Here is a 26,213-nt window from a genome sequence, read left to right as displayed (position 1 = left end):
AACTCCCCCACCCACACTTTTGTCGAGGCTTGTTCGAAGTTGTAACAACCCCCACCCAACAACCCCCGGCACCCAGATTTTTACCTAATAAAAACAAAGGGATACCTCAAGAATTCAACCAAAAAGCTCCCCTGGCCCCCCAATTGCCGCCTTGTTGAACGCTCGTTTAGTATCACCCTCAAGTCACCCCCTCACGCCAACCACAATAATTCGAGGACGCCCATGACCCCTTCATCGTCGCTGCTCAGCCGGCTCGAAGCCGGCGTAGCCTGGATCACCCTCAACCGCCCGGCGCAACGCAACGCCCTGGACATCCCGACCCTTAAGGCGCTGCACAGCCTGCTAGACACCTGCAACAGCGACCCCAGCGTCCGAGCCGTGGTCCTCACCGGCAGCGGCCGCAGCTTCTGCGCCGGTGCCGATCTGGCGGAGTGGGCCGAAGCCGAAGCCCGCGGCGCTCTGGAAAGCTACGGCTGGACCGAAACCGCCCACGCCCTGATGACCCGCCTGCACAGCCTGGACAAACCCACCATCGCCGCCATCAACGGCACCGCCGTGGGCGCGGGCATGGACCTGACTCTGTGCTGCGACCTGCGGGTGGCGGCGCAGTCGGCGCGGTTCAAGGCCGGCTACACCAGCATGGCCTACTCGCCGGACGCCGGCGCCAGTTGGCACCTGCCGCGTTTGATCGGCAGCGAACAGGCCAAGCGCCTGCTGTTTCTCGATGAGTTGTGGAGCGCCGAACGGGCCCTGGCCGCCGGGTTGGTCGGTGAGGTGTGCGCCGATGAACAGCTGATCGCCAGCGTCAGCGAGCTGGCCGCGCGCTTGGCGGCGGGCCCGACCTTTGCCTTTGTCCAGACCAAGAAGCTGATCCGCCAGGGGGCCGAGCGCAGTTTGCCGCAGCAGTTGGCGGCCGAGCTGGCCGCCGGCCTGCTGTGCGGGCGCAGTGCCGATGGCGCCGAAGCCCTGCGCGCCGCCACGGAAAAACGCCCGCCACGTTTCCAAGGGGTGTAGGAGCGGCCGGGCGGCGCTCGGTTTGCCGGCGAAAGGGCCCCTGGGCCATGCGCCCCTTTTGTAGGAGCCGGCTTGCCGGCGAAGGCGCCCGCAAGAACAGCGCCTTATTCAAGGGCCTGTTCGCCAGCAAGCTGGCTCCTACGGGAAGGTTTTTTCGCCAGATCGTACTGTCAGATCACTGTTTTTTTGCACCGTCACTCACTCACAGGTAGCGCCATGAATTTCCAACTCAGCCAAGAACAAGAAATGCTGGTGGACGCGGTTCGCAGTTTTGTCAGCAAGGAGTTGCTGCCCCACGAAGAGGCGGTGGACCGCGCCGATGAGGTCAGCGCCGACCTTGCCGGGGAGATCCGCAGCAAAGCCATCGCCGCCGGTTTCTATGCTTTCAACATGCCCGAGGAGGTGGGCGGCGGCGGCCTGGACTACCTGTCCCAGGCGCTGATCGAGCGTGAGCTGGCCAAGTGTTCCTGGGCCTTGCATGTGTTCGTGGCCCGGCCTTCGAAAATCCTCATGGCCTGTACCGGCTCGCAGATCGGCGACTACCTGCTGCCCTGTGTGCAAGGGCGCAAGGTCGACTGTTTCGCCCTGACCGAGCCCGGCGCCGGTTCCGATGCCAATGCGATCAAGACCCGCGCCGTGCGCGATGGCGGCGACTTCGTGCTCAACGGCAGCAAGCATTTCATCAGCCACGCCGGGCATGCGGATTTCGCCATCGTTTTCGCGGTCACCGGCACCTATGAGCACAACGGCCGCCAGCGCAACGCGGTGACCGCGTTCCTGGTGGACCGCGACACCCCGGGCCTGACCATCCGCCGTGGCCCCAAGTGCGTGAGCAACCGTGGCTACCACACCTTCGAGATGTTCTTTGACGACTGCCGGGTACCGGCCAACAAGGTGCTGGGGGAGGTGGGCAAGGGTTGGGAAGTGGCCAACGCCTGGCTCACCGCCGGGCGAGTGATGGTGGCGGCCAACTGCGTCGGGCAGGCCCAGCGCGCCCTGGATGCCTCCCTGCAATGGGCGGCGGATCGCAAGCAGTTCGGCCAGGCCATCGGCAGTTACCAGGGGGTGTCGTTCAAGCTGGCGGACATGGCCACGCAGATCCGCGCCGCCGAGCTGTTGACCCTGCACACCGCGTGGAAGATGGACCAGGGCAGCATGACCGACGGCGAGGCCGGCATGGCCAAGCTGTTCGCCAGTGAAGTGCTGGGCCGGGTGGCCGACGAGGCGGTGCAGATCTACGGCGGCATGGGCCTGATGGACGAAGGCCCGGTGGAACGCATCTGGCGTAATGCGCGGATCGAGCGCATCTGGGAAGGCACTTCGGAGATCCAGCGCCACATCATTTCCCGTGAACTGCTGCGGCCGCTGATGCGCTGAGCGCCCTGGAGAATTGCCGTCATGTCCCAGACCTTGCGTGACAATCTCAAACGCCTGCTGGCGCCCCGGCACCTGGCTTTCGTCGGTGGGCGCAGCATGGCCCGGGCCCTCAAGCGCTGCGCCGAAGGCGGTTTTGCCGGGCCCATGTGGCTGGTCAACCCGCAGCATGCCGAGCTCGATGGCGTGCCCTGCGTGGCCAGCATCGAACAACTGCCCTGCGGTCCGGATGCGGTGTTCGTCGCCACCAACCGCGAGCTGACCCTGACTTGCGTCGGGGAACTGGCGGCCAAGGGCGCGGGCGGGGCGATCTGCTACGCCTCGGGCTTTGCCGAAACCGGCGCCGAGGGCCAGGCCCTGCAGCAGCAACTGCTCCAGGCCGCAGGCGACATGGCGCTGTTGGGCCCCAACTGCTACGGCCTGCTGGACTACCTGCACAGCGCCGCGCTGTGGCCGGTGGCCCATGGCGGTCAACCCGTGGAACGCGGTGTGGCGGTGCTGACCCAGAGCGGCAACTTTGCCTACAACCTGTCCATGAGCGATCGCTCGCTGCCGGTGGCCTACATGGCGTCGGTGGGCAATCAGGCGCAGTTGGGCATTGCCGAGCTGATGGACGTGCTGCTGGACGAACCACGGGTCACGGCCATCGGCCTGCACCTGGAAGGCCTGAAGAACGTGCCGGGTTTTGCCCGGGCGGCGCACAAGGCCCTGGAGAAGGGCATTCCGATCATCGCCCTGAAGACCGGGGTGTCGCAGATCGGCGCCGAACTGGCCTTGAGTCACACCAGTTCACTGTCGGGATCGGACGCGCTGTACGACGCGTTGTTCCAGCGTCTGGGGGTGATCCGGGTCAGCGGCCCGGTGAGTTTTGTCGAGACCTTGAAGGCCGCCTCTTGCGGGCAGTTGCCGGCCGGCCCGCACCTGATGGCCCTGGCCTGTTCCGGCGGCGACGCCGGGCTGATCGCCGACTACGCCGAGCGCAACGGCCTGATGCTGCCCAAGCTGGATGCCGGGCAATGTGCCGAGCTGTCCCGGGTGCTGCCGGGCTACGCCAATCTGGTCAACCCGCTGGATTTCACCACCGCGATCTGGGGTGATGCCCAGGCCTTGCAAGCCATGCTCGACACGGCGCTGCGTACCGAGGCCGACAGCGCCATGCTGGTGCTGGATTACCCGGCCGAGTTCACCGGCGAGCGCAAGGAATGCGACCTGCTGCTGGAGCTGTTCTGCGCGGCGCTGCAACGCCACGGCAAGCGCGGTTTTGTCACTTCGGCCTTTCCCGAACTGCTGCCCGCCAGCGCCCGTGAGCGTTTGCACGGCCACGGCATTCCCGCCTTGCAAGGGGTGGAGGATGGCCTGGCGGCCTGGGGCCGGATCGTCGCCTATCAACAGCGACGTCCGGCACTGCTGGCCCTGGGGGAATCGGCCCTGGTGCTGCTGTGTCCGCAGGCCCTGCATGGCGCGAGCGTGCTGCTGGACGAGTGGCAGTCCAAGCAGGCCTTGCGCGGCTTCGGCCTGAGCATCCCTGACGGTGTATTGAGCACCCCCGAGCAGGCCCTGAGCGCGGCGGCTGCGGTCGGTTACCCGCTGGTGCTCAAGGCGGTCAGCGCACAGTTGCCGCACAAGACCGAGGCCGGGGCGGTGGCCCTGAATCTCAAGGACCCTGAAGCGCTGAGCGCGGCCCTGCGCCTGATGCGCACGCGGATCGTCGAGCATGCCCCCGGCGTGGCTTTTGAGCGGGTGTTGCTGGAACCCATGGCCGCGCCGCCCCTGGCGGAGTTGATTGTCGGCATCAAGCGCGAGAACGACTTCGCCCTGGCCCTGGTGATCGGTGCCGGTGGGGTACTGGTGGAACTGCTCAAGGACAGTCGCAGCCTGCTGCTGCCGACCACCGAAGGGGCGATCCGCCAGGCCCTGCTCAGCCTGCGCAGCGCCGCCTTGCTGCAAGGCTTTCGCGGGCGCCCGACGGCTGACCTTGACGCCCTGGTGGCGGCCATCGGCGCGGTGGCGGACTACGCCTGCGAACACGCCGGGCAACTGCTGGAACTGGATGTGAACCCATTGTTGGTCGGTGCCCAGGGCACCGTCGCGGTCGATGCGTTGATTCGCCTTGGCCAGGCTTGAGGAGAGAGACATGCACGATCAGACCTTGACCGGTGGCCAGGCCCTGGTGCGCCTGCTGGCCAACTACGGCGTGGACACGGTGTTCGGCATTCCCGGGGTGCACACCCTGGAGCTGTATCGCGGCCTGCCCGGCAGCGGCATTCGCCATGTGCTGACCCGCCACGAGCAGGGCGCGGGCTTCATGGCCGACGGTTACGCCCGGGTCAGTGGCAAGCCCGGGGTGTGTTTCGTTATCAGCGGCCCGGGGGTGACCAACGTCGCCACGCCGATTGGCCAGGCTTATGCCGACTCGATTCCGCTGCTGGTGATTTCCAGCGTCAACCACAGCGCCAGCCTGGGCAAGGGCTGGGGCTCGCTGCATGAAACCCAGGACCAGCGGGCGATTACCGCGCCGATCACCGCGTTCTCGGCCCTGGCCCTGAGCCCGGAGGACTTGCCCGAGCTGATCGCCCGGGCTTTTGCCGTGTTCGACAGCCAGCGCCCGCGCCCGGTGCACATCAGCGTGCCCCTGGATGTGCTGGCGGCCAGGGTCGCTCGGGACTGGACCGGCGAAGTGCGGCGGCGCCCGGCTCGCGGCCCGGCTGCGGCGGCGGATATCCAGCAGGCGGCGGACACACTGCGCAAGGCCAAGCGGCCGATGATCATTGCCGGCGGTGGCGCGCTGCACGCCGCCGAGCAACTGCGCGCCTTGAGCACCCGGTTGGGCGCAGTGTTTTTCAGCAGCGTCGCCGGCAAGGGCCTGCTGCCGGAGGAGGCGCCGCTGAACGCCGGGGCGACCTTGTGTGTCGAGCCCGGCTGGCAGTTGATCGCTCAGGCCGACGTGGTGCTGGCGGTGGGCACCGAGATGGCCGACACCGACTATTGGCGCGAGCGCCTGCCGCTGAACGGCGAGCTGCTGCGCCTGGATATCGACCCGCGCAAGTTCAATGACTTCTACCCGTGTGCGGTGGCTTTGCACGGCGATGCCCGCGCCACCCTGGACGCCTTGCTCCAGGCCTTGCCACCCACACCGGCCGAAGCGGGGGCGGCGATTCACGCGGTGGCCGATCTGCGCCAGGCGCTGCAGAGCGGGCAGGGGCCTTTGCAACAGATTCACCGCTCGATCCTGCAACGGATTGCCGCCGAGTTGCCAGAGCACGGCTTTATCGCCAGCGACATGACCCAGCTGGCCTACAGCGGCAACTACCTGTACCCGAGCCGGGCCACCCGCAGCTGGCTGCATCCCACCGGCTACGGCACCCTCGGCTACGGCTTGCCGGCCGGCATCGGCGCCAAGCTCGGTGCCCCCGAGCGTCCCGGGCTGGTGCTGGTGGGCGATGGCGGTTTTCTCTACACCGTGCAGGAGCTGGCCACGGCGGTGGAGGAGCTGGACGGCCCGCTGGTGGTCTTGCTGTGGAACAACGACGCCCTGGGGCAGATCCGCGATGACATGCTGGATCTGAACATCGAGCCCATTGGCGTGCTGCCGCGCAATCCGGATTTTGCCGCCCTGGCCCGGGCCTTTGGTTGCAGCGTCAGCCAGCCCGCCAGCCTCGATGGGTTGCAGCAGGAGCTGCGCAGCGGCTTTGCCCGCAATGGCCTGACCCTGATCGAACTCAAGCACGCCTGCGCGCGCTGACCATCCCTTTTTGTCTGGAGCCTGAGCATGCGCTTTTCTCAACTGACCCAACGTATTGCCGGAGACGGCGCCGCCGCCTGGGACATTCATTACCGGGCCCTGGCCAAACGCGAACGTGGCGAGGAAGTCTGGTTGCTGTCGGTGGGCGACCCGGATTTCGACACTCCGCAACCCATCGTCCAGGCGGCCATCGACAGCCTGCAGGCCGGCCACACCCATTACGCCGATGTGCGCGGCAAGCGCGCCTTGCGCGAGGCCATTGCCCGGCGCCATCAGCAGCGCAGCGGGCAAGTGGTGGATGCCGAGCAAGTGGTGGTGCTGGCCGGTGCCCAGTGCGCGCTGTACAGCGTGGCCCAGTGCCTGCTGGACCCGGGCGATGAGGTGATCGTGGCCGAGCCGATGTACGTCACCTATGAAGCGGTATTCGGCGCCTGCAATGCCCAGGTGGTGCCGCTGCCGGTGCGGGCCGAGGACGGCTTTCGGGTGCAGCCCGCAGCGGTGGCCGCGCGCATCACCGGCAAGACTCGGGCCCTGGTGCTCAACAGCCCGCACAACCCCACGGGCGCGAGCATTCCCCGGGCCACCTGGGAGGCCCTGGCGGCACTGTGCATCGAACATGACCTGTGGCTGATCTGCGACGAGGTCTACAGCGAGCTGCTGTACGAGGGCGAGCATGTCAGCCCGGCCAGCCTGCCGGGCATGGCCGAGCGCACTGCGACCCTCAACAGCCTGTCCAAGTCCCACGCCATGACCGGCTGGCGCCTGGGCTGGGTGGTGGCGCCGTCGTCCCTGGCCGCGCACCTGGAAAACCTCGCCCTGTGCATGCTCTACGGCTCGCCGGAATTCATCCAGGACGCGGCCATCGTGGCCCTGGAGCAACCCTTGCCGCAGCTGCGGCAGATGGCCGAGGCCTATCGCCAGCGGCGGGATCTGGTCTGCGACTGCCTGGCCGATTGCCCCGGCGCGCGGCCGCTGAAGCCCGACGGCGGCATGTTCGTCATGGTCGACATCCGCGCCACCGGGCTCAGCGCCCAGGCCTTCAGCCAGCGCCTGCTGGACGAGCAGGGCGTCTCGGTGCTGGCCGGCGAAGCCTTCGGCCCCAGCGCCGCCGGGCATATCCGCCTGGGGCTGGTGCTGCAGCCGGAGGACTTGCGCGAAGCCTGCCGGCGGATTGCCCAGTGCGCCGAGCACTGCCTGAGTCGCCGCGTTGCCCCCGCCACTTTGCCTACTGCTTGAGGAGTCTTCATGAAGGTACTGATCGTCCACGCCCACCCCGAACCGCAATCCTTCACCGCCGCCTTGCGCGACCAGGCCCGCAGCACCCTGGAGGCCCAGGGGCACCAGGTGCAGGTCAGCGATTTATACGCAATGAACTGGAACCCGGTGGCCAGCGCCGCCGACTTTGCCGCCCGGGACAACCCGGATTACCTGGTGTACGCCCTGGAGCAGCGCCTGGGGGTGAAGAACCAGAGCATCGCCGCCGACATCCAGGCAGAGCTGGACAAGCTGCTGTGGGCTGACCTGTTGATCCTCAACTTCCCGGTGTTCTGGTTCTCGGTGCCGGCCATGCTCAAGGGCTGGATCGACCGGGTGCTGGTGTCGGGGGTGTGTTATGGCGGCAAGCGTTTCTATGACCAGGGCGGGCTGGTGGGCAAGAAAGCCCTGGTGACCCTGACCCTGGGCGGGCGCGAGCACATGTTTGGCGAAGGCGCGATCCATGGCCCGCTGGAGGACATGCTGCGTCCGTTGCTGCGGGGTACGTTGGCCTATGTCGGCTGTGATGTGCTGGAGCCCTTTGTGGCCTGGCACGTGCCCTACATCAGCCAGGAAGCCCGAGAAGAATTCCTGCACCGCTACCGGCAGCGCCTGGAGCATCTTGCAGACGAGCAACCGCTGGTTTTCCCCCGTCTGGACCAATTCGACGAAGCCCTGCACCCCCTCCCAGCCTGAGCGGACCCAACGGTGCCCCACCTACCGCCAATCCCCTTGTAGGAGCCGGCTTGCCGGCGAAGAGGCCCGCAAGTCTTGCACCGCCTGGGCGGACGTCTTCGCTGGCAAGCCAGCTCCTACGGTGAGGGAGGGTGGGGATTGGAAAAGGTCGGGGCCTCAGATGATGCCGCGTGCGAAAAATCTAAAACCTGAATTGAGATAAATCACCTCAGAAGTTATTGCATCTGCTGCAATTGAATTGCTGAGGTGAGCAAGCCAAGCAGAACATTACTCGATCTGCCCTGCTAACCAAGTCGGAGATATTGGGCGGTGCTGACTAGCAGGAAAGTCCGGTGACTGTGGCCAGTCGCGCAGAGCTTGCATGTACACAAGCAGCTCCTTGAACTGTTCCCCCGTCAACGTTGTAGGGGCTTCAATTTCAAGCTGATCGCGGTGCCGCTCGCGCAGCCACATGACCGCAACTAACTCGCCGTCACGCCAAACACGCTCGGCAAGCGCGAGCTGGTCGGGATCAATCGGCGACAACTCCGGCGAACCCTCTTCTATCCACTCTTCCGCGAAACCAGGCTGCAGGTTTGCGAACTGACCGAAAATTCGGCCGCTCTCGGTGCGCTGTACATACGGCATTGCTTAATCCTCCCGCCAGCCGGCTGTTAAAAGCCGGGCCGATTGAACTAGATAGTTTGGCCAGGCAAAGACCTGTACAACCACCTGGGCACTTTGATTTGTGGACGCTTCGCAATAGCTCGCAAAGTTCTCGTTCAGATAAGAAGTACTGTCCAGACCAACCCCGCCCGCGTACGCACCGCCCGAAGTGACACCGAGCACAGCTGCAGCAGCATCGGGGGAACGAACATAGATCAGCGGCCCTTCTCCAATAGCCGAGACGTAGAAGCACGCCCGAACTCTGACGCCGGGGGGAACACTGATAGTGACCGTGTGACTGCTTGTTGGTACTGCCGCCAGGGTCATATCGAAGGGCAGAATCTTCCAGTCCGTGCTGTTACCGTAGTTGATGAATGGAGCGATGTTCGCAGCCCCATCAGTTCGCAGTGCGCGCCCCTTGAGGCGCATTACCAACTCATAACCAGCAGGAACAGCAGGGGCCGAACTGCTCATAGAGAACAGCAGATCCGCCTCCCCGCCTTCATTCCTGCGGATCAAGAAAACGTGATACCAGCTGTTCGCCGCTCGGGTGCCCGCATCAAGCTTGTTACCGCCGGTCCCTGCGGTCCAGCTACCTGCCGCCTGCAGAGCGCCGGTAATGGTTGCCGCCGAGAACACCGGATTTCCGGCGCCACATGCAGTACCTGGTAAAACGTCCACAGCCATGGCTGGCGCCCCTGCATTCATCGACATGACAAAGCCCACGCAATACCCCTTCGGGACCGCGTTGGCCACCTGGGCAGCAAGTGCTGCATCGACTTCCGCCCTGGAATAGGTCCCGGTCTTAGGATACGCATCCGTGATGCCATAGCCGCTGAGGGTGGTCGCCTTGTTAGCCTTTCCCGCCAGGGCGCTGGTCATCGAGGTGGCAAAGTTCGGGTCATTACCCAACGCGTCCGCCAGCTTCTTCAGCGTGTCGAGTGATGCAGGTGACGATGCCACCAGACTCGCTATTGCTTGCTGAATAGCCGAAGTGGTTTCTGGCTTGGTGAAAGCATCGGTAATGCCATACCCACCGAGAGTGGTTGCCTTTCCTGCCTTGCCTGCAAGGGCATTGGTCATCGAGGTGGCAAAGTTCGGGTCATTACCCAACGCGTCCGCCAGCTTCTTCAGCGTGTCGAGTGATGCAGGTGACGATGCCACCAGACTCGCTATTGCTTGCTGAATAGCCGAAGTGGCCTCGGGCTTGGTGAACGCATCAGTGATGCCGTAGCCGCCAAGGGTAGTTGCTTTCCCGGCTTTCCCAGCAAGGGAAACACCCAGCGTGTCGATCCTGTCCTTCAGCCACCGCGTGCGGTTCGCAAGCTGTTTGGCCTGCAGGTTGTCGATGCCTTCAGGGCCACCGAGGACAGGGTCTGAGGTTTCGAGTTGATAAATGCCAGTTGTCCACTCATTGGACTCGGGTAGATCGGCCATTAGCTGCTCCCATGGTTGTATTGGCCATCGCGACGCGCAACGCCGTTGTGCCGGATCGCGACAGACTGATAGTCGAGGGTCACCAAACGGCAGCGTGCGGGCGCTACTGAAAGAAGGAGGCGGCGCAGAAGCGCGGCCTGGTCGTTTGTTATGGCGCGTTGAAGCACAACGCGATAAAGGGCCCAGGCTGAAGGATCGCCATGGACATAGCCGCCATTTCGGGTGATCGATCCATCACGCAGGCGGTTGTTCATGCCCTCCTGGAGCATCACCTCGCCGAAGCCAAGCAAGCGGATGACCTCTCGCACAGCCCAGGGGGTGCCCTTGTATCGATGCAGCTGGGCGGCGTTCTTGACCAGGTTGCGCTTGGCCTCGTCGGACTCTGCCAGTTGCCAGGCCGCCTCATCGAGCAGGGAAAACTGATCCGCCAGATTTGGCAGCAATGCGGGTTTCACCAAGTCGACCAGGTAAACCAACACGGCATTGAGGTCGAGGCCCTCCAGCGTTTCGTCGAGCAATTCGCAGAGCACTGCAAAACGCTCATCACCGGCCAGCGCCGGTGGCAGTTGATGGTTAGCCATAGACGAACCCTGCATCCACCAACTGGATAGAGGTGCAGTTTGCCCACTCGTGCCCCTGCAGTTCGCGTACAGCGCTCGGAAGCTCAACGTCTGCTCGGTACACACCACTCACCTGCAGCAGCGCGGTTAGTTGCTCCTGAACAAGATCACGTCCAAGGCCTGCACGTCGTTCAACGGCGTAGGCTTGCGCTGCAGCCTGAGCCATCTTCATAGCGCCTTCACGACTTGCAGAATCATAGAAGGTGATGCGCGCCTTAATCTCGTAGGCGACCTCGGTGGGTGCGTAGGTATGCACGGTGTCGCACAGCGGACGTACTTTCTCGCCACTCACCTGGCTCTTGACGCGCTGAAGCAGGTCAGCTGAGGGCAAGCCGGTATTGGTCAGAGGAAACAAGGCCACGTGCCCATCCGGCTGGCCTTCGTCTGGCCCATGCACGGCCACATCGATGATGGACTGATGCACTGCCAGCGCGTGGTAGCGATACGCGCCACGGCTGCCCGCATTGCTGAATGCCTCCGGTGCAAGAATGATCCGCTCGCGATAGCGGTCATCGTCCTCGTCCTCTGCGCCGTCTGCAGTGATGCTGGTGTTTGTGGCGATCAGACCAACTGCAGGTGGGTTGGCAATGCTGCTGATCTGGCCGACAGCCCACCCGTTGCCCAGGACACCGGCAGTCAAACAGGTTGCCGTCACGCTGATCTGCGTTTGTCCGGCCGGAATGAGCGCGTCCTGGTCTGTCAGGAACGAAAGCTTGGCGTCCTGAGTGCTGACGCGGGTGCCTGCAGGTATCAGCAGGGGCTGCTGCACGGCAGTCGGCATGCGGAACTTCAGGGGGCAGCGGGCGGGAACGGCCAACAGCCTTGGGGTCGCCACCAATTCGCCCAGATAATCGAGTATCGGAGCCTTGGCATAACGCACCAGGAGCTGCTCGCCAGCGCTCTGAATAGCCAACTGCAGGCGCGTCTGGGCATATGCGACCTGGTCTATAAACAGTCGTTCCACTTGCGCGGGATACAGGGTCTTTCCTGTCTTGCTCTCGTATCGGGCAATCAAGTCCGCTTCGTTGGCGGCCGGATTGATCTCGACGAACACTGGTTTAGGCAGCTCGCGCATAGGACACCTCGGTCAACTGGGTGACACCATCCGCAACACGCCATTGAACCCGCAGACTCACCTGCGAGCCCTCAATGCTCACCTGTACCTGGACTACGGAAACCCGTGGCTCCCACTGGCGAATCGAATCAACCGCCTCACGCACCAGGTGCGGAGTCACGCGATTGACAGGCCAGTCGATGTACAGATGGATGTTGCTGCCGAACTCTGGCCGGTGTGCATCACTGCCCTTGGGGGTGGTCAGGATGATGCGGATCGCCTGGTCGATGTCACGCAGGCCCTCGACAACCTCGCCGGAAGTACCGAGGACGGGTTGCCAGTGGGCGGCGGTGATGCTGGTATAAGGAATTGGCGTGGTCATGCCCCCATGTTGGAGAGATCGGAGGCAGTAAGCTTTTGATCGAGATTAAAGATGCATTCAGGTTAAATAAGACTGATGTTCAACTATTTCGAAGGATCGTATGAAACAGAGTGATACAACCCCCGGCTATAAAAAACAGAGCTTCAGATGCCCTCATTGCGGTGCTTTTTCCGCGATGCAATGGAGGCATCTACTGGTGAACCCTGATGAATACTCACCGGTATCAATGTCGTTCTGCAGTGCTTGCAGTCGGCCTGGTGTGTGGATTGGTGATGACAAATCTGCCACGAATCCACTATCAGTACTAATCGGAGGTACGGGCTACCTAATTTATCCGAGTGCCTCTACCGCTCCAGCTGCAGAGGAGGATATGCCTGACGACATAAAAATAGACTTCGAAGAGGCTAGGTTGATTTTTAACCACTCACCACGTGCTTCTGCGGCGTTGCTCAGGTTATGCGTACAAAAGCTCTGTCAGCAGCTTCTAGGTAAGAAAGGAGACATCCACACGCAAATTGGTGAACTCGTAGAAAAAGGACTTCCGAGTCGAGTTCTAAAGGCGTTTGACACCATTAGAATCTTCGGGAATGAGTCCGTGCATCCGGGAACCGTGAATCTTAATGACACCCCTGAGGTCGCGCTGGCGCTTTTTACACTATTGAATATGACTGTTCGTTATTGCATCACTGAAGAAAAAGAACTGGAAGCAGTTAGGGCTTTAACACCAGCAACAAAGCGCCGAAATATTGTTTAGTGACTATGGTGGTTCGAGTTTCCACCTGCGTCCATGACCACTCCACTGGCGGTGACGTTGCCATTGACCTGCAGATCGCCCTTCATCTGCAGGTTTCCATTCAGTGTGACCTGCGGGATATCTAAGATCGCTGAGGGCGCCTTAACCACCACCGGCTCCCCAGCTTCAACCGTGATGTTCCGCCCGCACTTCACAAGCAAAGCCCCCACACAGTCCAACGTCATGACCCCGGCCGCACGGTCGTAGGTCGAGACAGTCCCATCGCTGAAGCGTACATAGTCCGTGTCCTCATCGACCACGGGCGGCGGTTCTGCCGTTGAATAGACCCCGCCCAGGTACACACCACCCACGCCATCAGCATCGAGCAGCACCGCCACCTGTTCACCCAGCTCGGGCATCAACGGGCGACGCTTTGTGCCCTGCGTGTTGCGCTGGGGCACGTTGAGCCAGTAGCTCTCGACACCATCACGCTCATCAAGGCGCACCCGGATACGGCAGGTCACATAGTCCACGGCACTGACTTCGCCGTATTCCAGTTCAACGCCCATCAGGCGATCACCTCGCGCTCGATGCCGTAGGTCGACAGAGCCAGATCAGGCTTGGTGTTTTCCAGTGTCATGGAGATCGAGGGCGCCGAGATCCGGCACGACTCCATGTCAACGATGTAGCCGCCGCTGCGGGTCATTTCATGGCGAGCGGAGGTGATCAGGTAGTTGCCTCCGAGCTTGCCAGCGGCCGCCAGGGTGACGATATTGCCGCTAACCAGGTTGGGGCGGCCCATCGCGGTCCAGCTGCCCTTTGTACGCTCCCGGTTGGCCTTGGCCAGTTCAGCTTTGGCCTTTGCCTTGGCCTCTTCGGCCGAGGCGGTGCGCTTACGCTTCTTCTTTGTGTCGCCGCTGGTCGTGGTCTTGCTCGCGCTGCTGGGGACCGCGACGGTCTCGCCGTTGACGATGTCGTAGGCGACCAGTTTTTTTTGCGCGGGGTCTTTGTGTTTGACCTTCACGGCTTTGGGGATGTCGCGGATCTGGTCCCGTAGGTTGACGTTCGCCAGGTCGCCGAGGACTTGAGTGGCCACTGGCGCACCTCTGGCCAGTTCACTGATGGCGTGAAACACCATCTTGTTGCCGGTGACCTTGAAGGCATAGTCATATTCCTCGGCCAGCTGGCGCAGAAAGACCAGGTCCGACTCTTGCTGCGTCAGTCGGTCAAGTTTGATCGGCTCGATGCTGCCCACCAAGACCAGCCCCTGGCGTGTAGCGACCTGCTTAGCCACTGCATCCAAAGTGGTGTTTTCGTAGGCCTTATGTTCCGGCGTGCGCAATGGGCTGTTGATGCCAGTGCCCAACGCGCGAATGGTGATCGTCGAGGGCGGGCAACGCAGCTCGATACCGTCGATCTCAAACCGGCCTACTGCTCGTAGAGGCTCCCCAGCCCATCCGATGGACAGCGCCAAGGTATCGCCGTGTCCCGGATACCAAGCATCCCGCCACTTGCCTTCGGAGTCTTCAAGCTCGACATCCAGGTTGTCGGCTTCACCAGTCAGGAAGTCCTGGTAAGTCAGTGATAAAAGGTGGTCGCTGATGTTCCGCGTGATATTGCGCTGTTGGTACGTCAGCACGAAGCGCGCCTCGGGCACCTGTGCAGGTGTTATCGCATCCATGGCGGCAGATCCTCCGCTGCTGGTTCGGGTTCAAGGATGGGGATGGCCAAGGTCAAGCCTGCAGGTAAAGCAGCTGTGATCGGCACATGGGGGTTGGCTTCAACGATCGGCAAATACCGGTGAGCATCGCCGTAGTAGCGCCAAGCCAGTTGATCCCAGCGCTCGCCCTCAGTGGTGACATGGACAAGAAACATCATGCCTTCCTCGTGAGGACTTGCGCCGCCAGGCCGGACAGTCGAGTACTGGCGCCATCCATCTTGGTCAGGGCCTGGCCAAGTGACTCTCTCGATGTGGCGAACCGATCAACGATGTTGCCCAGGTCTACCGGGTCCAGGCTGGAGCGAGCGCCCATGACGCTGGAGAGCACATCTTCGCCCAGCCGCGACAAGTCGGAGCCGTCATCGAGCAGGCCAGCCGCATCCTTGAGTCCCTGCAGTGGCTCGATTGCCCGAGCGGTCACTCCCAGCAACTGGGGGACTTGGCCAAGAATCATCGAGGCGTTGCCGCTTTTGACCGTCTCATAAAGGTTCTGGCCAGCCTTCAGCACGTTACCGGCAGTTTTTGCGTGCCCGATCACCAGTTGGGTTGTGCTGGGTGATGGCAGCATCCGTGAGATGAGCCCAGGGGAGCCTGTCACTGCTGCAGAAGTTCCACTGACTGCCGGATCGAGCAGACCAGGACGAAGAGCCTTCCGAGTAAATGCCCCGGTGTACTCCTTCAGGCTCACTTGGACCGATGCCGACTTGATCTGGCCTACGGCCGTAGCGCGGCGGATAACGTTGTTGAGGTCGACGATGACATACGGGCCGAGGTATTCGCCGCTCCCCATCACGAGCGCCAGGGGCTCATGCTTTTTCTTGGCCAGACGCAAAGCCCGGAGCCGCGCCTCGGGATCGCCCAGAACAGGATGCAGCTCGATGGTCAGGTTGCACTCTTCCAACCCTTCACCGATCCACTCCAACAAGGGCTTGCCCTGGATGCGCGAGTGTTCCGCCCAATCAGCCGATCCGCGTTGCTCCATGCCGCTGATACCACCGGCAACGGTAAATTCAATCTCGCCCAGGATCGCGAACATCAGGCAGAACCTCCGCCTGCAGGCCCATAGCTGCGGCGTTGCTTGTCGTACTCGTAGCGCTCCATGAACCGCACAAACTCGGCATAACCGGCCTGCAGCGCCTGACCGACCTGGTCACGCACGCCAGGGCCACCTGGCACCGTGATCTGAGGCGAGAAGTTGAAGACGGGCTGACCGCCAGCAGCTGGCACCGCACCAGGAGTGGCGCCTCCTCCATTGCCCATCATGCTGGCTCTGGAGACGGCTGCAGGATCGGGCGGCAGCAAATCGACTTTCGATTGCGTGGCCATGCCCAATGCGGCGTTGCGTACCAGGCCAGCCTGAGAGCTGATCCCAATGGCGGCGCCTTCACTGATGTTTGCGCCGTACCCCATGAACACGCGGCTCGGCGACTGAATACCGAGAGTCTCGGTGAACCAGCCTTTGACCGATGAGCCAACGCCAATGACGCTGTCTTTGAGAGATCCGGCCATGTTGGTGATGCCATTGACCAGGCCCGTTATCAGCATGCTGCCGAACTCGGTAAATTTCCCAGGCAACTCAATGCCGAAGTAGTCCATCACGGCCGCAAAGGCCCGGTAGAACCAGCCGATGGGCGAGAAGTTGATCAGCAAACCGATGATGCCCGTCAGACCACCATTGAAGCCTTCCTTGACCTCGGCCCACAGGCCAGTGAAGAAGGTCTTGATGGGTTCCCAATAGCGGTAAATCAGGTAAGCAGCCAAGGCGATGCCAGTGATCGCCAGCCCGATAGGGTTCATCATCAGAGCACGGCCCAACCACAGCACAGCCTGGCCAGCCAACTTAAGGCCGAACAACAAAGTGCCACCCAGGACCTTGCCCAGACCGAGCGCGCCACGAGCGATCATGGCGAGCGGAGCGCCCAAGGCCATCCCGACGCCACGTAAGAACAGGCCACTGTACCTTGCAACTGTCGCCAGCCCGCCACCGACGCGGCTGAGGCCGGTAATCAATGGGGTGAACTTGCCCATTTGCCATAGGGCACGGAGTAACGTCCATTTTGCAGATAGCGTCCTGACAGAAGTGGTTAACGCCACGAAAGGCGACATCACCAGGTTCGCGCCATAGGCAATGCCGATAAAGGCCATTTTACCCAGTAGCAGACCGCCAACTAGACCGACAACACCTTTGATGATGGCGGGGTTTTCACCTGCCCACGTTGAAAATGATTGCATCAGCGGAATAAGCGCAGCAGTTGCATCAACTAGAGCCGGAATTAATGCGCTACCGACAGAAATTCCAATATCGGCCAAGTTTGCACCTAACTGTTTTAGCTCCTCTTTGGGGCTACCCATACGCTTTTTCCAGTCCTCATCCAGGACTCCTTTGTCCGCAGCATCCATGCTTCCCTTTTGAATACTTGCTTGCTCAGCTCTGTTAGCGATTGCTGGGCGAATGAACGATAGAACTTGTTGATCCCGGAACAACTCTCCCAGTTTGTAAGCTTCGTTGAGCCGATTGAGGGCACTTTCACGCTCTGTGTCATCCTTAAGAGCGATCGCCTTCTGGAATTCTGCGGCCGCTGCTGGGCCTTTAGTACCTGTGTATTTTGTGATGATTTCAAGCATGGCTTGCATCGGTGTCAAACCGTTGCTGACCAGGTTCTTCATACTTACTTTTAAATCGATTCCAGCATCTTCAAATGCTTTCAAAGTGTCGGGGGCTGTAATCTTTGAAAGGAAATTTTTGAAGTTATTAGCGGCTTCGTCATTGCTACCTGCGCCCTTGCGAGCGATTTGCAGAGAGGCGCCGATCTCGGCGACAGCACGCTCTCCAGTGATACCAAGTGCCGCAAATTGCGGGGTTAGTTGGGGCAACCACTTGGCCATATCCGCAAGTTCAAACTGACCGCGTTTGCCAGCGTAAGCCAGCATGTTCATTGACCGCTCCAGGCCCGCCGCGCCAATTCCGAGGTTGTCATTCAAAGCGATAGCGACTGAGCCAAGATCGTCCATGCTTGCACGAGTCGCGGTAGCGCTCTTAGCCATTACTGGAGCGTAGGCAGCCAGCTCCTTTGCACTGGAGATGCCACCCGCGATCAGCACGGCGGTGCCCTTGGCAACTTCAGTTTGGGTCTGATTCCATCTTAGTGCGGCTCCGCGCATCACATCGCTAAGGCGTTTTTCCTCTGCCTCGTCGAACCCCCCAGTGATTGCGATATCGCGGGTCTGGTCTTGAAACTCGATTGCAGTACGTATTGACTGAACGACAGGAGCGCCAAATGCAACGGCTGTACCTGCTGTTTCCACTGCTTGGCCGCGAAGTTCTCCACGTTTCGACTTCAGTGTTTCCCCTCTGGCAATACTTGTATTGAGACGCTCCTGCTTAATCTTGAGCTGATCAATGGTGCGGCCGACCTGGTCATACTGACGGCGCATACGTTCGATGCCCGAGCCGCCGCGAGCGATGGATGCGGCCAGTTCGGTCCCGATGAGTTTTTGCTTGGCCGTCAGACCATCAGTCGCACGCCCGAGCTGCTGCACCGTTGACTTGGCAGAACCAAACGCGGCACTCAAGGAGCCCGATACAGCGGCGCCTATTCGCAGTCCGACTAAGACTTCATTCGCCATGGAGTACTCTGCAGGCTATCTGATTGAGGGAGCGCCCCAAGGTCAGGGGCGCCGGACGGTACAGGCTCTAGATGTGAGCGGAATGGTTAGCGCTGTGCCTCGGCTATCTCGTTGCGGCGGTCGATTTCTCGCCGACACACGTCGACCCAAAACCAGTACCGCTCCATATCCAGCTCATCGATCTCAGATGGCTGCATCCTCAATACCAACAACAGCGCTTCGTCCCAGGACTGCAGCAATGTCTCCTCCGCCAGCCATTTCCCGAAACACCTCGACGACCGTCTTGGAGTCGGCGATGTCCAGGTCCATCAGGTCTTCGATGGTGACGCCAGTCATTTTGGCGAGCAGGAAGTCCTCCATCGCCGCTTCGTCTTTGGTGTGTGTCTGAGCAGCGCTGATGTCTTTGCGTTTGAGGCGAGTGATGGGCAGCGAACTGATTTTCACGCCAGCTGCGGAGGTGAAGGGAAACTTGAGGGGGATGCTGAGCTTGTCGGCCACGTTCGTTACTCCAGGTTGATCGATTGATCAGTTGCTCTAAATGAGTCCTGAGCATCGCACCTGGTCGTGGCACTGGCTTTTAATCGAGTTTAAAGACGAAGCCCCGCACAATTGGCGGGGCTTCGGGGAATGGTCGTGGCAGCTCAGTAGGCTGGTGTTAGCGGTTTCGACAGCATGGGCAGCCGCGTGGTGTCATCTGATAGCGGCCAGACGCTAATGCCATCGTCAGCGCCTCAACCAGTACATCATTTGGGGTTCCTAACAGCGTGGTCTCCCAGTAATGTTTCGCCCGCATTGAGTCGACATCTCGACGCACTTGCAAATCGATGCTCTTCAACACCTCATCAAGACGTTGAGGCTTTAAATCTTGCGCTCCAGGAGTCAAGGACATGACCATCTCCAATATCAAACAATTTGACGAGTTCACCGGCCTGATACTCGGTGCGTTGTATGAGAACTTTCCAGTTCGACGCCCTCTGGTCGTGTCGAAACTTATTCCTGATGGCACTTATTACAACGAGTCCTATGGCGCAGACCTTCCCAATGAGAAGGGGGACTTTCTGTTTGCCTGTGTCGATTGGTTAGCCGAGTCAGGGTATTTGCGCTTCAACGACAGAGTTCATAACGTTGGCTATGCAGATGCAGTCCTTACCGCCAAAGGGCTTGAAGTGCTGAAGGCCATTCCTGATAGCCTCAGCACCGGGCCAACCCTAGGTGATCAACTGGTTGATGCCACCAAGAGTGGCGCCAAAAGCCTGTTGGGCGACATCGCTGGCCAGGCCCTGTCCATTGGGGTCAAATTCGCCAGCAACCACTTGGGGTTACCTGGCTAATCAAGCCTGACCGATGTTCTGCCGGTACTTGGCAAACTGATCCTGACCGCCTACTCGGAAGATGTTGGCCAGGTAGTCGAGCAACACCACCTCCTGTCCATCTAGCACCTGCCGCACATAGGTCGCCGAAAACGGCGTTTCATACTTCGTCGGATCTCGTGGCTTATGACTCCCCAGCTGAAACTCCTTGCCGCTGATGGTCATCATGGTGACTAGCGCCACCTCGCGAACCAAACCGCCGTTGTTGAAGACCTGGACGTTGGAGCGACACTGCAGTTGCACGCTCTTGAATGGCGTCACCAACTTGATTGCAGCGTCGTAGTACATGCTGTTCCAGACGATCTTGCCTTCCAGTTTGTCGATGCCGTCTGGCAGTTCGATCAGGCCAACCATCCCCAGCCCCTGGAAGTCGCTGGTCACGGTCTTGACCGAGCCCAGATCGATCTCTTCGGCGCGGCCAAAGAAGCTGGCGCCGTCGAGGTAGATAGCGGCGTTAGAAACACGATGCGCACTAAAACCGGCCATTATTGGGCTCCCAGGTTGACCAGGTATTCCCCGGTGATTTCGGTTTCAAAGGTGCCACGCTCAAATGGCAACGGCACAGTCAGTTTGTAGTTGAACAATGCGTGCCCTTGTTCCAGCTCCGTCTGAGGGTTGCGCGCTGGGTCATACCAGCATTCACCGCCGATCAGGGCTTCATCGCCGATCAGCTTGCGCAGGAACAGGTTGACGCTCTCGGTGATGCTGGTGATGAGCGAGTTGGTGATCGGCATGTCAACGAACTGCAGCGAGCTGTAGCGGATCGACTCGTCGACAACGTCCTTGGTGCGCCGGACGTTTTCGAAGTTGCGCATGTGGGTCACGGTCGGCCAAGCCGCTGTGCGGTTGCCCCACAAACGAAGACCGGTGCCAAATGAGTTGAAGACGGTGGTGATGCCCACCTCGTTCAGCAGGTTGACTTCGCTATTCGGATCATCGATTCGCGCCGTCAACGGCCGCTCCAGCCCAATGACGCCGAGCAGCTCCTGGTTGGAGCTGCTCCACCAGTAACCCTTGTCATTGTCCACCTTGGCCCGCAGGCCTGCCGCACGGATCGACAGCGGCTGCAGGCGCTCGCCATTGGTGGCGGCGTCGTACACCTTGACGTGCGGGTAGCAAAGACGGACCCGGTCGCTGCTGGTGTTGAAGTTGATGGCGCCCGCTGGACCACGACCGGCAATCACTTGTTGCACCGTGGTGCCGATAGGCGCATCGATGTAGGTGACGCCGCCCACTTTAATGGCTTCCGAGGCCAGTTCGACGCCCACCGAATTCAGGGTACTGAACCCTGGCGCGATGAATATCTTCGAAAAGAAACCCAGGGTGTTGTAGCTGTCTTGGAACGCCTTCAAGCCGGTGCGTCGACCTGCAACGGTTACCGCGCCGATGATCTCGGCAGGCGTGACCTTGGACGGGTCAGCATGGGTGTAATCCGCCTTCACCTGGGCATTGGCGGGAATACTGCCGGTGGCCACTCGTTTCACCCGGCCGATCAACATGTCAACGGTGTAGTCAGTGCCCAGCACATAGGCACTGTCGCCCTCCGCTGGTTTCAGCGTCAGCAGTTGTAAGGCCCCGTGTCCCAGTTGCAACAGGTCGTTGTCCCCGAACTGTTTTACCTGGCCAGCGACATTGGCGCGGTGGATAGCAGGATCGAGCACGTTGACCACCAGCACCGTCCCGGCACCGAAGTCATAGATGCCGTCCAGGGCTTCTGGAATGCTGAACCCGGCGAGGTGGGTGCCGAACTGCGCAGCATCACCTTCGTTCAAGCACAGGGTCAGCGCATTGACTGGCCCGATGGGGGCGGTGCCCACCAGTGCAATGACTGCGGACTTGACCACTTTGATGGCCCGAGGGCCGCGTTCGATCTCGGTGGTTTCAATACCGTGCAAATAGTTAGCTGGCATTGGGCTTCGCCTCCTTCTTGGGTTCAGACGCGCCGGACAACGTTTTGCCGGTCGGTTTCGGTGCCAGCACCAGGTGCTTCAGCTCCAGGAGCGCGAGGGTGTATTCGTGTCCTGCAGGCAGTTCAACGCTTTCACCGGTATGCAGTTGCACTTCCAGCAGCTCACGCGAGTCGTCTACCCGCAGGGAGGCGGCGCTTTGTGGGCCGGTGTAGATGTAGCGGGTAAGGTTCATGGGTTCTCCTCAAATTGGAGGTTGACCGACGGAGGCGGATCGCTTGGGGCGAATGCCTGCAGTTGAGTGGCGCGCATTGCAAAGTCCTGTCCGTATTGCCAGAGGCCGCTGACCTGGCCGATAAACTGTTCGGCCACCGGGCGACACGCCTGGTCGCAGTGCGGAGCGAACCAGCCAGTCAGGCAAGCGCGGATCTGGTCCAGGTAGCTGACCACTCCGTCCTTGCCATTGAGTTGGCGAAACACCAGGGTCAGCCTGATGACGATGTTGCGAGCCTGGAACATGGAGTCACCGGCCTCGGAACCACCAAAGGTCGACTTGCCGTAGGCCAGCAAGATCGCGCCGCGAGGGTGATTCAGGCGGTAACTCGCTGGGTTTTCAGGAAACAGCTCGACCATCAGTACCTTGCCGAAGGCCTCCTGCAGGCGGATACGCATGGCGTCCAGCATCTGCTCGGTTTGGGTTTTGAGCTGGTTCATTCGTATCGCCCCCAGAGATCTCCACCAAACTGCTGGCGACGTGCGCGAACATGGATCTCACCAGGCTCTGGCGTGGCTTGCCCGCTGGGCATGCCCAGGGTGACCACACCGTCACGGATGCTCTCCAGGAGCTTGATGGTGTCCTTGCGGCTGTCTTTCACCGCATCAGGCAAAGCACCTTCAGGACGGCGCTGATACAACCAGTGCCGAGCCAGGTACACCACTGCATCCCGCAACACGGTGGGCACCGGATTGAGCGGCAAGTCGTAGCGGCCTCGTAGATAGCCATCGACCAGCTCTTCTGCCTGGCGGACGGCATCCTCGATCACGTTCTCGTTGGGCTGCTCGGCTGCGGGGTCATCGTTTGAGAGCTGAATCAGGGTCAGCTCAGGAATGGCCCGCCCGATGTCATCACGGGTGCAGTAGCGCATGACTGGTCAGATTCCCCGGACGATACGGATGACATCGCCTGCAGCAGTCGCGGCATCCATGGCGAAGCCGTTGGACTTACCGGTAGCGAGAGTCACCGCACGCCCAGAGGCGTCCGACTCAACCTCGGCACCGGCCGCCACTGCAGCACCGGCCACGACCAGGCAGATACCCAGGGCACTGATGGGGGCCACGTTATCGGCTTCGGTATCGGCTTGAACCGTGCCCAGGGCCTTGGCACCGGCCGCGCACAAACCACCCGCGAAGTTGGCAAAGCGGTTGCGCGGAAGATCGACCAGGGCGACCACCGAGGTGATGAGAATAGGTTGTTGAGTCTTCATTTTTCGCTCCGGGACGGTTTGATAATTCGGCGGTCCAACAGCGGCGCCGCGTCCTTGTCGTTCAGGAAAATGTCATCGCCCTGGTGATACCAGGTGCCGTCATGCAGCACGGACGACACGTCGGTCACCATGTAGCCAGGCAGTTCCTGGACAGAACCTGGTGCAGCAGTTGCGTCAACCGCCGTCGTGCTTGGTGCTGGGGCAGCCGCGGCTGTGGGAACTGCACTTGCAGCTGGAGCGCCGGGCTGTTCGTTCGCTGGCGCAGCGTCTGATTGCGAAAGTGCTGCAGCAGCTGGGGGAACTGCAGCGGCCTGGCTGACACCACCCGGAGCCGCGTCAACAGCCTTTTCCGAAGTACTGTCCTGATCTTGTCCTGTCTTTTTAGCAGCCATGGAAACCTCAGCCGTTGATATCGGAAATCAGGTAACCGGCATCAGCGCCCACGACCACGGGCTTGTAGATGTCAGTGTTACGAACGAAGCGCACTTTGCCGCCCGAACCGTCATAGGTATCGATCTCGGGCATACCTTTACGGCGCAGGGTGTAGCCGAAGCTCGGTTCGTCGTAGTCGGCCTGGGCGCCAGCTGCAGGTTTGGCCACGTAGGCCAACGTGATGTTGTCGCTCCAGATATCGGAGGTGTTGACCGAGCCCGCCAGGGATTCGCCGATCAGGACATCCTGGATACCGAACAGGGCTTTCAGGTGTTCAACGGTGATCAGCTTGCGCTCAGTCGAGCCCAAGGCTTCCTGGAGTTTTGGGTGGAACTTCAGTGACTGATACACCGAGGCGCCCATGGTCATGGTATTGGGGCGAATGCCGATTCGGCTGCGGATCACTTCCTTGCCTTGTTCGACCACTGCAATGGGGTCACCACCGCCGTTGCTCCATTGGCTGGAGCCCGCCAAGGTGACCTTGGCACCAGCAAGGAAAGTGCTCGGGCTTTGCGCCAGCTTGGCGCAGGCCACTTCGCGGCGCAGATCGATAGCGTTGACGACACGACGGGAGGCCCGCGACTCAGCGTCGAACATGGACTCGTTCTTCTCGCGGTAGTCCACGGGATAAGCGAGGTCATGTTCGCGCAGCACCACGTCGAGGCCGTCCACATCATCCGGGGTCATGATGTTGGACTGGGCACGGATTGCCCGCTCGGTATCGTAGACCTCGAAAGCCTCCTTACCGAACAACGGAACGACCCCGGCTTCCTTGTCCATCAGCGCGATAGGGAACAGGCCCTCGCCGATGTATTGGGCGTTGCGATAGCCCCGCGCTAGGTTGGTGAGGACCGGGTCAACGATCCGCAGTTTGCTCAAACGATCAGCCATGATGACTCCTTGTTACTTGATGAGCTGGCGAACTGCCGACTCGTAGGGAATGTTCTTGTCAGCCGCCAGGGCAGTTGCACGGTTGTGCAAGCTGAGGCGATCGGGGTCGGTGTTCTTCTCGGCGAACTCCAGATCGGTAGGTACATGCAGATCGCCCTGGCGGTCCTTGCTCGCCTGTTCGGCGAAGTCGATCTGTTGCGGCAGGTCGTCGAAGATTGCCTTGAGGCCTTCGATAACCGGCTTGCGTTGATCACCTTCACCGAACTCCAGCGGTGCATCACCTGCTTCGGCGAAGTCCAGGGCGGCGATCAGTGCGGCGGTGTGTTTGGGCAGCAGCTTGCCTGCACCGACCAGGCCTTCAGCGAAAGCCAGATTCTTGGTATGACGTTGGGCAGCCTGCTCCTTCTGCTCCCGTTCCTGGTGTGCGGCCAACTGAGTTTTGAGGCGAGTGTTTTCCGCCTCCAGGGCGGCTTTTTCCGCTGGGTTCACGGGGTGTTCCTCGGTGGTGGGTTTGTTGGGTGGAGTGGGTTCGGTGAACGCGGGGCTGTCGACTTCGCGGCGAGATTCCGCCAGCAAGTTGTCCACGTCCCAACCAGGAACAACGCGGTCAGCGTCTTCCTGACTGAACTTGTCGATGAGCCACTCGCGCAGGCGGCGGAAGACGCCGGCCGAAACGCTATCGCCGAAGTCGCCGAACTCGACGACGCCTTCTTCGTCCTCTGCCAGCTCGATGGGGCGAAGCCCTTTGACTGACGGCGGTTGAGCGCCGAGAAAGCCGACATGGCGCAGGTAGTACACGCCTGGAACCGGGTTGTTGGCGGCGTCGGGGTGATAGAAGGAGGCAGAGATCTTCTTGAATTTCTTTTGCGCCACCAGATCCGCGAAAGCCACATCAACCTCGTGTGGAACTGCGATCAGGCCGTCAGCGGCAGTCGACAGCGATTTGACCCAACCGGCTGCAGGTGCATCGTGCTTGGGATGGCCAATGACCAGCGGGGCCTCGTGCAACGCTGGATCGTAGGCGAGTACCGTGGCGGCCAGATCGGACTCGCCAAAGGAGATGCAGGCGCCACTCATGGTGATGTGGTTGCCCGGCTTGAAAATGTGGAGTGGCTTCATGGTCGGTGCGCTTCATTGAACGTGATGCGCACAGACTGGGCCAATGAATGGCCCAAGGCTTTTAATCGAGTTTAAAGAGTGTCGCGGCGGTGTTGATGAGATCAGGGCGCCGTTGGCACCCCGGCAGCAGGATGGGAATAAGGCATCAGAGCTTTATAAAGCGTTTACAGCGTTCTTCACCTACACGGTTTGATGAACCGGAGCTGTATGCGTGCGCAAGTACCTCTGTGGAGCTTACAGGCGAGCGGCTTTTTCCAGGTGACTCAGTGCGAGTTCCAGGATTGCCTCCTCTGTTTCGGGCTGTAGTTCGCCCTCAGCGTCCATCGGCAGGAAAGGACGGCCTGGAATGTCACCCCAGAGATGCGGGAAGTCTGATTGGTCCCCACCGAACTGCATCATGGCGGCATAGGGTTTGTTGCTGCCGACCAGGGCAGAGCTATCGGTCGCCCGAGTAGTGACCGACGCAGCCAAACCTGCAGCGCTGACCTGCAGCATCTGACCAGGCCAGTTGCCGTGCTTGGCTCGGCGTTCGGTGGTTACGTCTGACAGGTCTTCCCAGTCGGGGCGACCTTCTTCTCTGAAGTTTTCCTCAGTCTGGCTGGCCAGCTCGGCGGCAATGCCGCGCATCAGTGGCGCCAGATCCCCTACGGCCCACTCAACGCGACGCAAGGCCGTCTGCAGACGTTGGTGATCCAGCTCAACAGTGAACATC

The 26,213-nt window shown here is 61.1% G+C and carries 30 protein-coding genes; 8 read left to right on the top strand and 22 right to left on the bottom strand.

The window, feature by feature from the left end:
• Positions 1-222: 222 nt before the first annotated feature.
• The 6 genes from GGI48_RS01235 to GGI48_RS01210 all read left to right on the top strand — a co-directional run bounded on the left by GGI48_RS01235 (position 223) and on the right by GGI48_RS01210 (position 8,080).
• Complete coding sequence (locus GGI48_RS01235; protein ID WP_179596458.1) at positions 223-1,014, top strand: enoyl-CoA hydratase/isomerase family protein; 792 nt, start codon at positions 223-225, stop codon at positions 1,012-1,014.
• Between the two features lie 216 nt (positions 1,015-1,230).
• Complete coding sequence (locus GGI48_RS01230) at positions 1,231-2,391, top strand: acyl-CoA dehydrogenase family protein (RefSeq protein ID WP_060838997.1); 1,161 nt, start codon at positions 1,231-1,233, stop codon at positions 2,389-2,391.
• A gap of 21 nt (positions 2,392-2,412) precedes the next feature.
• Positions 2,413-4,512, top strand: coding sequence for an acetate--CoA ligase family protein (locus GGI48_RS01225; RefSeq protein ID WP_179596456.1), 2,100 nt, complete (start codon positions 2,413-2,415; stop codon positions 4,510-4,512).
• Positions 4,513-4,522: 10 nt separating this feature from the next.
• Positions 4,523-6,130, top strand: coding sequence for a 5-guanidino-2-oxopentanoate decarboxylase (locus GGI48_RS01220; RefSeq protein ID WP_179596454.1), 1,608 nt, complete (start codon positions 4,523-4,525; stop codon positions 6,128-6,130).
• A 27-nt stretch (positions 6,131-6,157) separates the two neighbouring features.
• Positions 6,158-7,366: a pyridoxal phosphate-dependent aminotransferase gene (locus tag GGI48_RS01215; protein WP_179596452.1), complete on the top strand. Its 1,209-nt coding sequence runs from the start codon at positions 6,158-6,160 to the stop codon at positions 7,364-7,366.
• Positions 7,367-7,375: 9 nt separating this feature from the next.
• Positions 7,376-8,080, top strand: a complete 705-nt coding sequence (locus GGI48_RS01210) for an NAD(P)H-dependent oxidoreductase (protein WP_179596450.1) — start codon at positions 7,376-7,378, stop codon at positions 8,078-8,080.
• 267 nt (positions 8,081-8,347) lie between these two features.
• On the opposite strand, the gene GGI48_RS01205 is transcribed toward GGI48_RS01210, so the two are convergent.
• From GGI48_RS01205 to GGI48_RS01185, 5 genes are read right to left on the bottom strand one after another with little or no spacing between them, the layout of a single operon-like run.
• Positions 8,348-8,707, bottom strand: coding sequence for a phage tail assembly chaperone (locus GGI48_RS01205; protein ID WP_179596448.1), 360 nt, complete (start codon positions 8,705-8,707; stop codon positions 8,348-8,350).
• 3 nt (positions 8,708-8,710) lie between these two features.
• Positions 8,711-10,162 (bottom strand): hypothetical protein, encoded by a 1,452-nt coding sequence (locus tag GGI48_RS01200; protein WP_179596446.1) that lies wholly within the window; start codon positions 10,160-10,162, stop codon positions 8,711-8,713.
• Entirely contained in the window at positions 10,162-10,743 is a 582-nt protein-coding gene (locus tag GGI48_RS01195) for a phage tail protein (protein WP_179596444.1), read from the bottom strand. Before GGI48_RS01195 ends, GGI48_RS01200 begins: the two co-directional genes overlap by 1 nt.
• Complete coding sequence (locus tag GGI48_RS01190) at positions 10,736-11,857, bottom strand: baseplate J/gp47 family protein (RefSeq protein WP_179596442.1); 1,122 nt, start codon at positions 11,855-11,857, stop codon at positions 10,736-10,738. Before GGI48_RS01190 ends, GGI48_RS01195 begins: the two co-directional genes overlap by 8 nt.
• Positions 11,841-12,218: a GPW/gp25 family protein gene (locus GGI48_RS01185; protein WP_179596440.1), complete on the bottom strand. Its 378-nt coding sequence runs from the start codon at positions 12,216-12,218 to the stop codon at positions 11,841-11,843. Before GGI48_RS01185 ends, GGI48_RS01190 begins: the two co-directional genes overlap by 17 nt.
• Positions 12,219-12,414: 196 nt before the next feature.
• Between GGI48_RS01185 and GGI48_RS01180 the strand changes: the two genes are divergently transcribed.
• Positions 12,415-12,972: a DUF4145 domain-containing protein gene (locus GGI48_RS01180; RefSeq protein WP_179596438.1), complete on the top strand. Its 558-nt coding sequence runs from the start codon at positions 12,415-12,417 to the stop codon at positions 12,970-12,972.
• Here the strand turns inward: GGI48_RS01180 and GGI48_RS01175 are convergent.
• The 7 genes from GGI48_RS01175 to GGI48_RS01145 form a co-directional block, all read right to left on the bottom strand.
• Positions 12,969-13,520, bottom strand: a complete 552-nt coding sequence (locus tag GGI48_RS01175) for a phage baseplate assembly protein V (RefSeq protein ID WP_179596435.1) — start codon at positions 13,518-13,520, stop codon at positions 12,969-12,971. The genes GGI48_RS01180 and GGI48_RS01175 overlap by 4 nt on opposite strands.
• A complete protein-coding gene (locus GGI48_RS01170; RefSeq protein WP_179596433.1) occupies positions 13,520-14,632 on the bottom strand; it encodes a phage late control D family protein in 1,113 nt (370 codons plus the stop codon). Before GGI48_RS01170 ends, GGI48_RS01175 begins: the two co-directional genes overlap by 1 nt.
• On the bottom strand, positions 14,620-14,829 hold the full coding sequence (locus tag GGI48_RS01165) for a tail protein X (protein ID WP_081818753.1): 210 nt from the start codon (positions 14,827-14,829) through the stop codon (positions 14,620-14,622). The genes GGI48_RS01170 and GGI48_RS01165 overlap by 13 nt, the downstream gene beginning before the upstream one ends.
• Complete coding sequence (locus GGI48_RS01160) at positions 14,826-15,707, bottom strand: phage tail protein (RefSeq protein ID WP_179596431.1); 882 nt, start codon at positions 15,705-15,707, stop codon at positions 14,826-14,828. The genes GGI48_RS01165 and GGI48_RS01160 overlap by 4 nt, the downstream gene beginning before the upstream one ends.
• Positions 15,707-18,298, bottom strand: a complete 2,592-nt coding sequence (locus GGI48_RS01155; protein WP_179596429.1) for a phage tail tape measure protein — start codon at positions 18,296-18,298, stop codon at positions 15,707-15,709. The genes GGI48_RS01160 and GGI48_RS01155 overlap by 1 nt, the downstream gene beginning before the upstream one ends.
• A gap of 183 nt (positions 18,299-18,481) precedes the next feature.
• Complete coding sequence (locus GGI48_RS01150; protein ID WP_179596427.1) at positions 18,482-18,796, bottom strand: phage tail assembly protein; 315 nt, start codon at positions 18,794-18,796, stop codon at positions 18,482-18,484.
• Between the two features lie 157 nt (positions 18,797-18,953).
• Positions 18,954-19,187: a hypothetical protein gene (locus tag GGI48_RS01145; protein ID WP_179596425.1), complete on the bottom strand. Its 234-nt coding sequence runs from the start codon at positions 19,185-19,187 to the stop codon at positions 18,954-18,956.
• Here GGI48_RS01145 and GGI48_RS01140 point away from each other — a divergent pair.
• Positions 19,186-19,629, top strand: a complete 444-nt coding sequence (locus GGI48_RS01140) for a hypothetical protein (protein ID WP_179596423.1) — start codon at positions 19,186-19,188, stop codon at positions 19,627-19,629. The genes GGI48_RS01145 and GGI48_RS01140 overlap by 2 nt on opposite strands.
• Here the strand turns inward: GGI48_RS01140 and GGI48_RS01135 are convergent, their stop codons facing one another.
• The 10 genes from GGI48_RS01135 to GGI48_RS01090 all read right to left on the bottom strand — a co-directional run bounded on the left by GGI48_RS01135 (position 19,630) and on the right by GGI48_RS01090 (position 26,212).
• A complete protein-coding gene (locus GGI48_RS01135) occupies positions 19,630-20,154 on the bottom strand; it encodes a phage major tail tube protein (RefSeq protein ID WP_179596421.1) in 525 nt (174 codons plus the stop codon). It lies immediately after the preceding gene.
• A complete protein-coding gene (locus GGI48_RS01130) occupies positions 20,154-21,578 on the bottom strand; it encodes a phage tail sheath subtilisin-like domain-containing protein (protein WP_179596419.1) in 1,425 nt (474 codons plus the stop codon). The genes GGI48_RS01135 and GGI48_RS01130 overlap by 1 nt, the downstream gene beginning before the upstream one ends.
• Positions 21,568-21,810: a hypothetical protein gene (locus GGI48_RS01125; protein WP_179596417.1), complete on the bottom strand. Its 243-nt coding sequence runs from the start codon at positions 21,808-21,810 to the stop codon at positions 21,568-21,570. Before GGI48_RS01125 ends, GGI48_RS01130 begins: the two co-directional genes overlap by 11 nt.
• Positions 21,807-22,289 carry a Gp37 family protein gene (locus GGI48_RS01120; RefSeq protein ID WP_179596415.1) on the bottom strand — a complete coding sequence of 161 codons (483 nt, stop codon included), beginning with the start codon at positions 22,287-22,289 and terminating at the stop codon, positions 21,807-21,809. The genes GGI48_RS01125 and GGI48_RS01120 overlap by 4 nt, the downstream gene beginning before the upstream one ends.
• Positions 22,286-22,720 carry a gp436 family protein gene (locus GGI48_RS01115; protein WP_179596413.1) on the bottom strand — a complete coding sequence of 145 codons (435 nt, stop codon included), beginning with the start codon at positions 22,718-22,720 and terminating at the stop codon, positions 22,286-22,288. Before GGI48_RS01115 ends, GGI48_RS01120 begins: the two co-directional genes overlap by 4 nt.
• A gap of 6 nt (positions 22,721-22,726) precedes the next feature.
• Positions 22,727-23,059, bottom strand: coding sequence for a capsid cement protein (locus GGI48_RS01110; RefSeq protein ID WP_179596411.1), 333 nt, complete (start codon positions 23,057-23,059; stop codon positions 22,727-22,729).
• Positions 23,056-23,451 carry a hypothetical protein gene (locus GGI48_RS01105; RefSeq protein WP_179596409.1) on the bottom strand — a complete coding sequence of 132 codons (396 nt, stop codon included), beginning with the start codon at positions 23,449-23,451 and terminating at the stop codon, positions 23,056-23,058. The genes GGI48_RS01110 and GGI48_RS01105 overlap by 4 nt, the downstream gene beginning before the upstream one ends.
• A 7-nt stretch (positions 23,452-23,458) precedes the next feature.
• Complete coding sequence (locus GGI48_RS01100) at positions 23,459-24,382, bottom strand: hypothetical protein (RefSeq protein WP_179596407.1); 924 nt, start codon at positions 24,380-24,382, stop codon at positions 23,459-23,461.
• A gap of 12 nt (positions 24,383-24,394) precedes the next feature.
• A complete protein-coding gene (locus GGI48_RS01095) occupies positions 24,395-25,501 on the bottom strand; it encodes a peptidase (RefSeq protein WP_179596404.1) in 1,107 nt (368 codons plus the stop codon).
• Positions 25,502-25,735: 234 nt separating this feature from the next.
• The gene (locus GGI48_RS01090; RefSeq protein WP_179596403.1) at positions 25,736-26,212 is read right to left on the bottom strand and encodes a phage virion morphogenesis protein; all 477 of its coding nucleotides are present in this window, start codon (positions 26,210-26,212) and stop codon (positions 25,736-25,738) included.
• Position 26,213 lies beyond the last annotated feature (1 nt).

The sequence above is a fragment of the Pseudomonas protegens genome, from assembly GCF_013407925.2.
Taxonomy (GTDB): Bacteria; Pseudomonadota; Gammaproteobacteria; order Pseudomonadales; family Pseudomonadaceae; genus Aquipseudomonas; species Aquipseudomonas fluorescens_AP.
The sequence above is the reverse complement of the archived record's forward strand: the minus strand, read 5'-3'. Positions and strand labels throughout refer to the sequence as shown.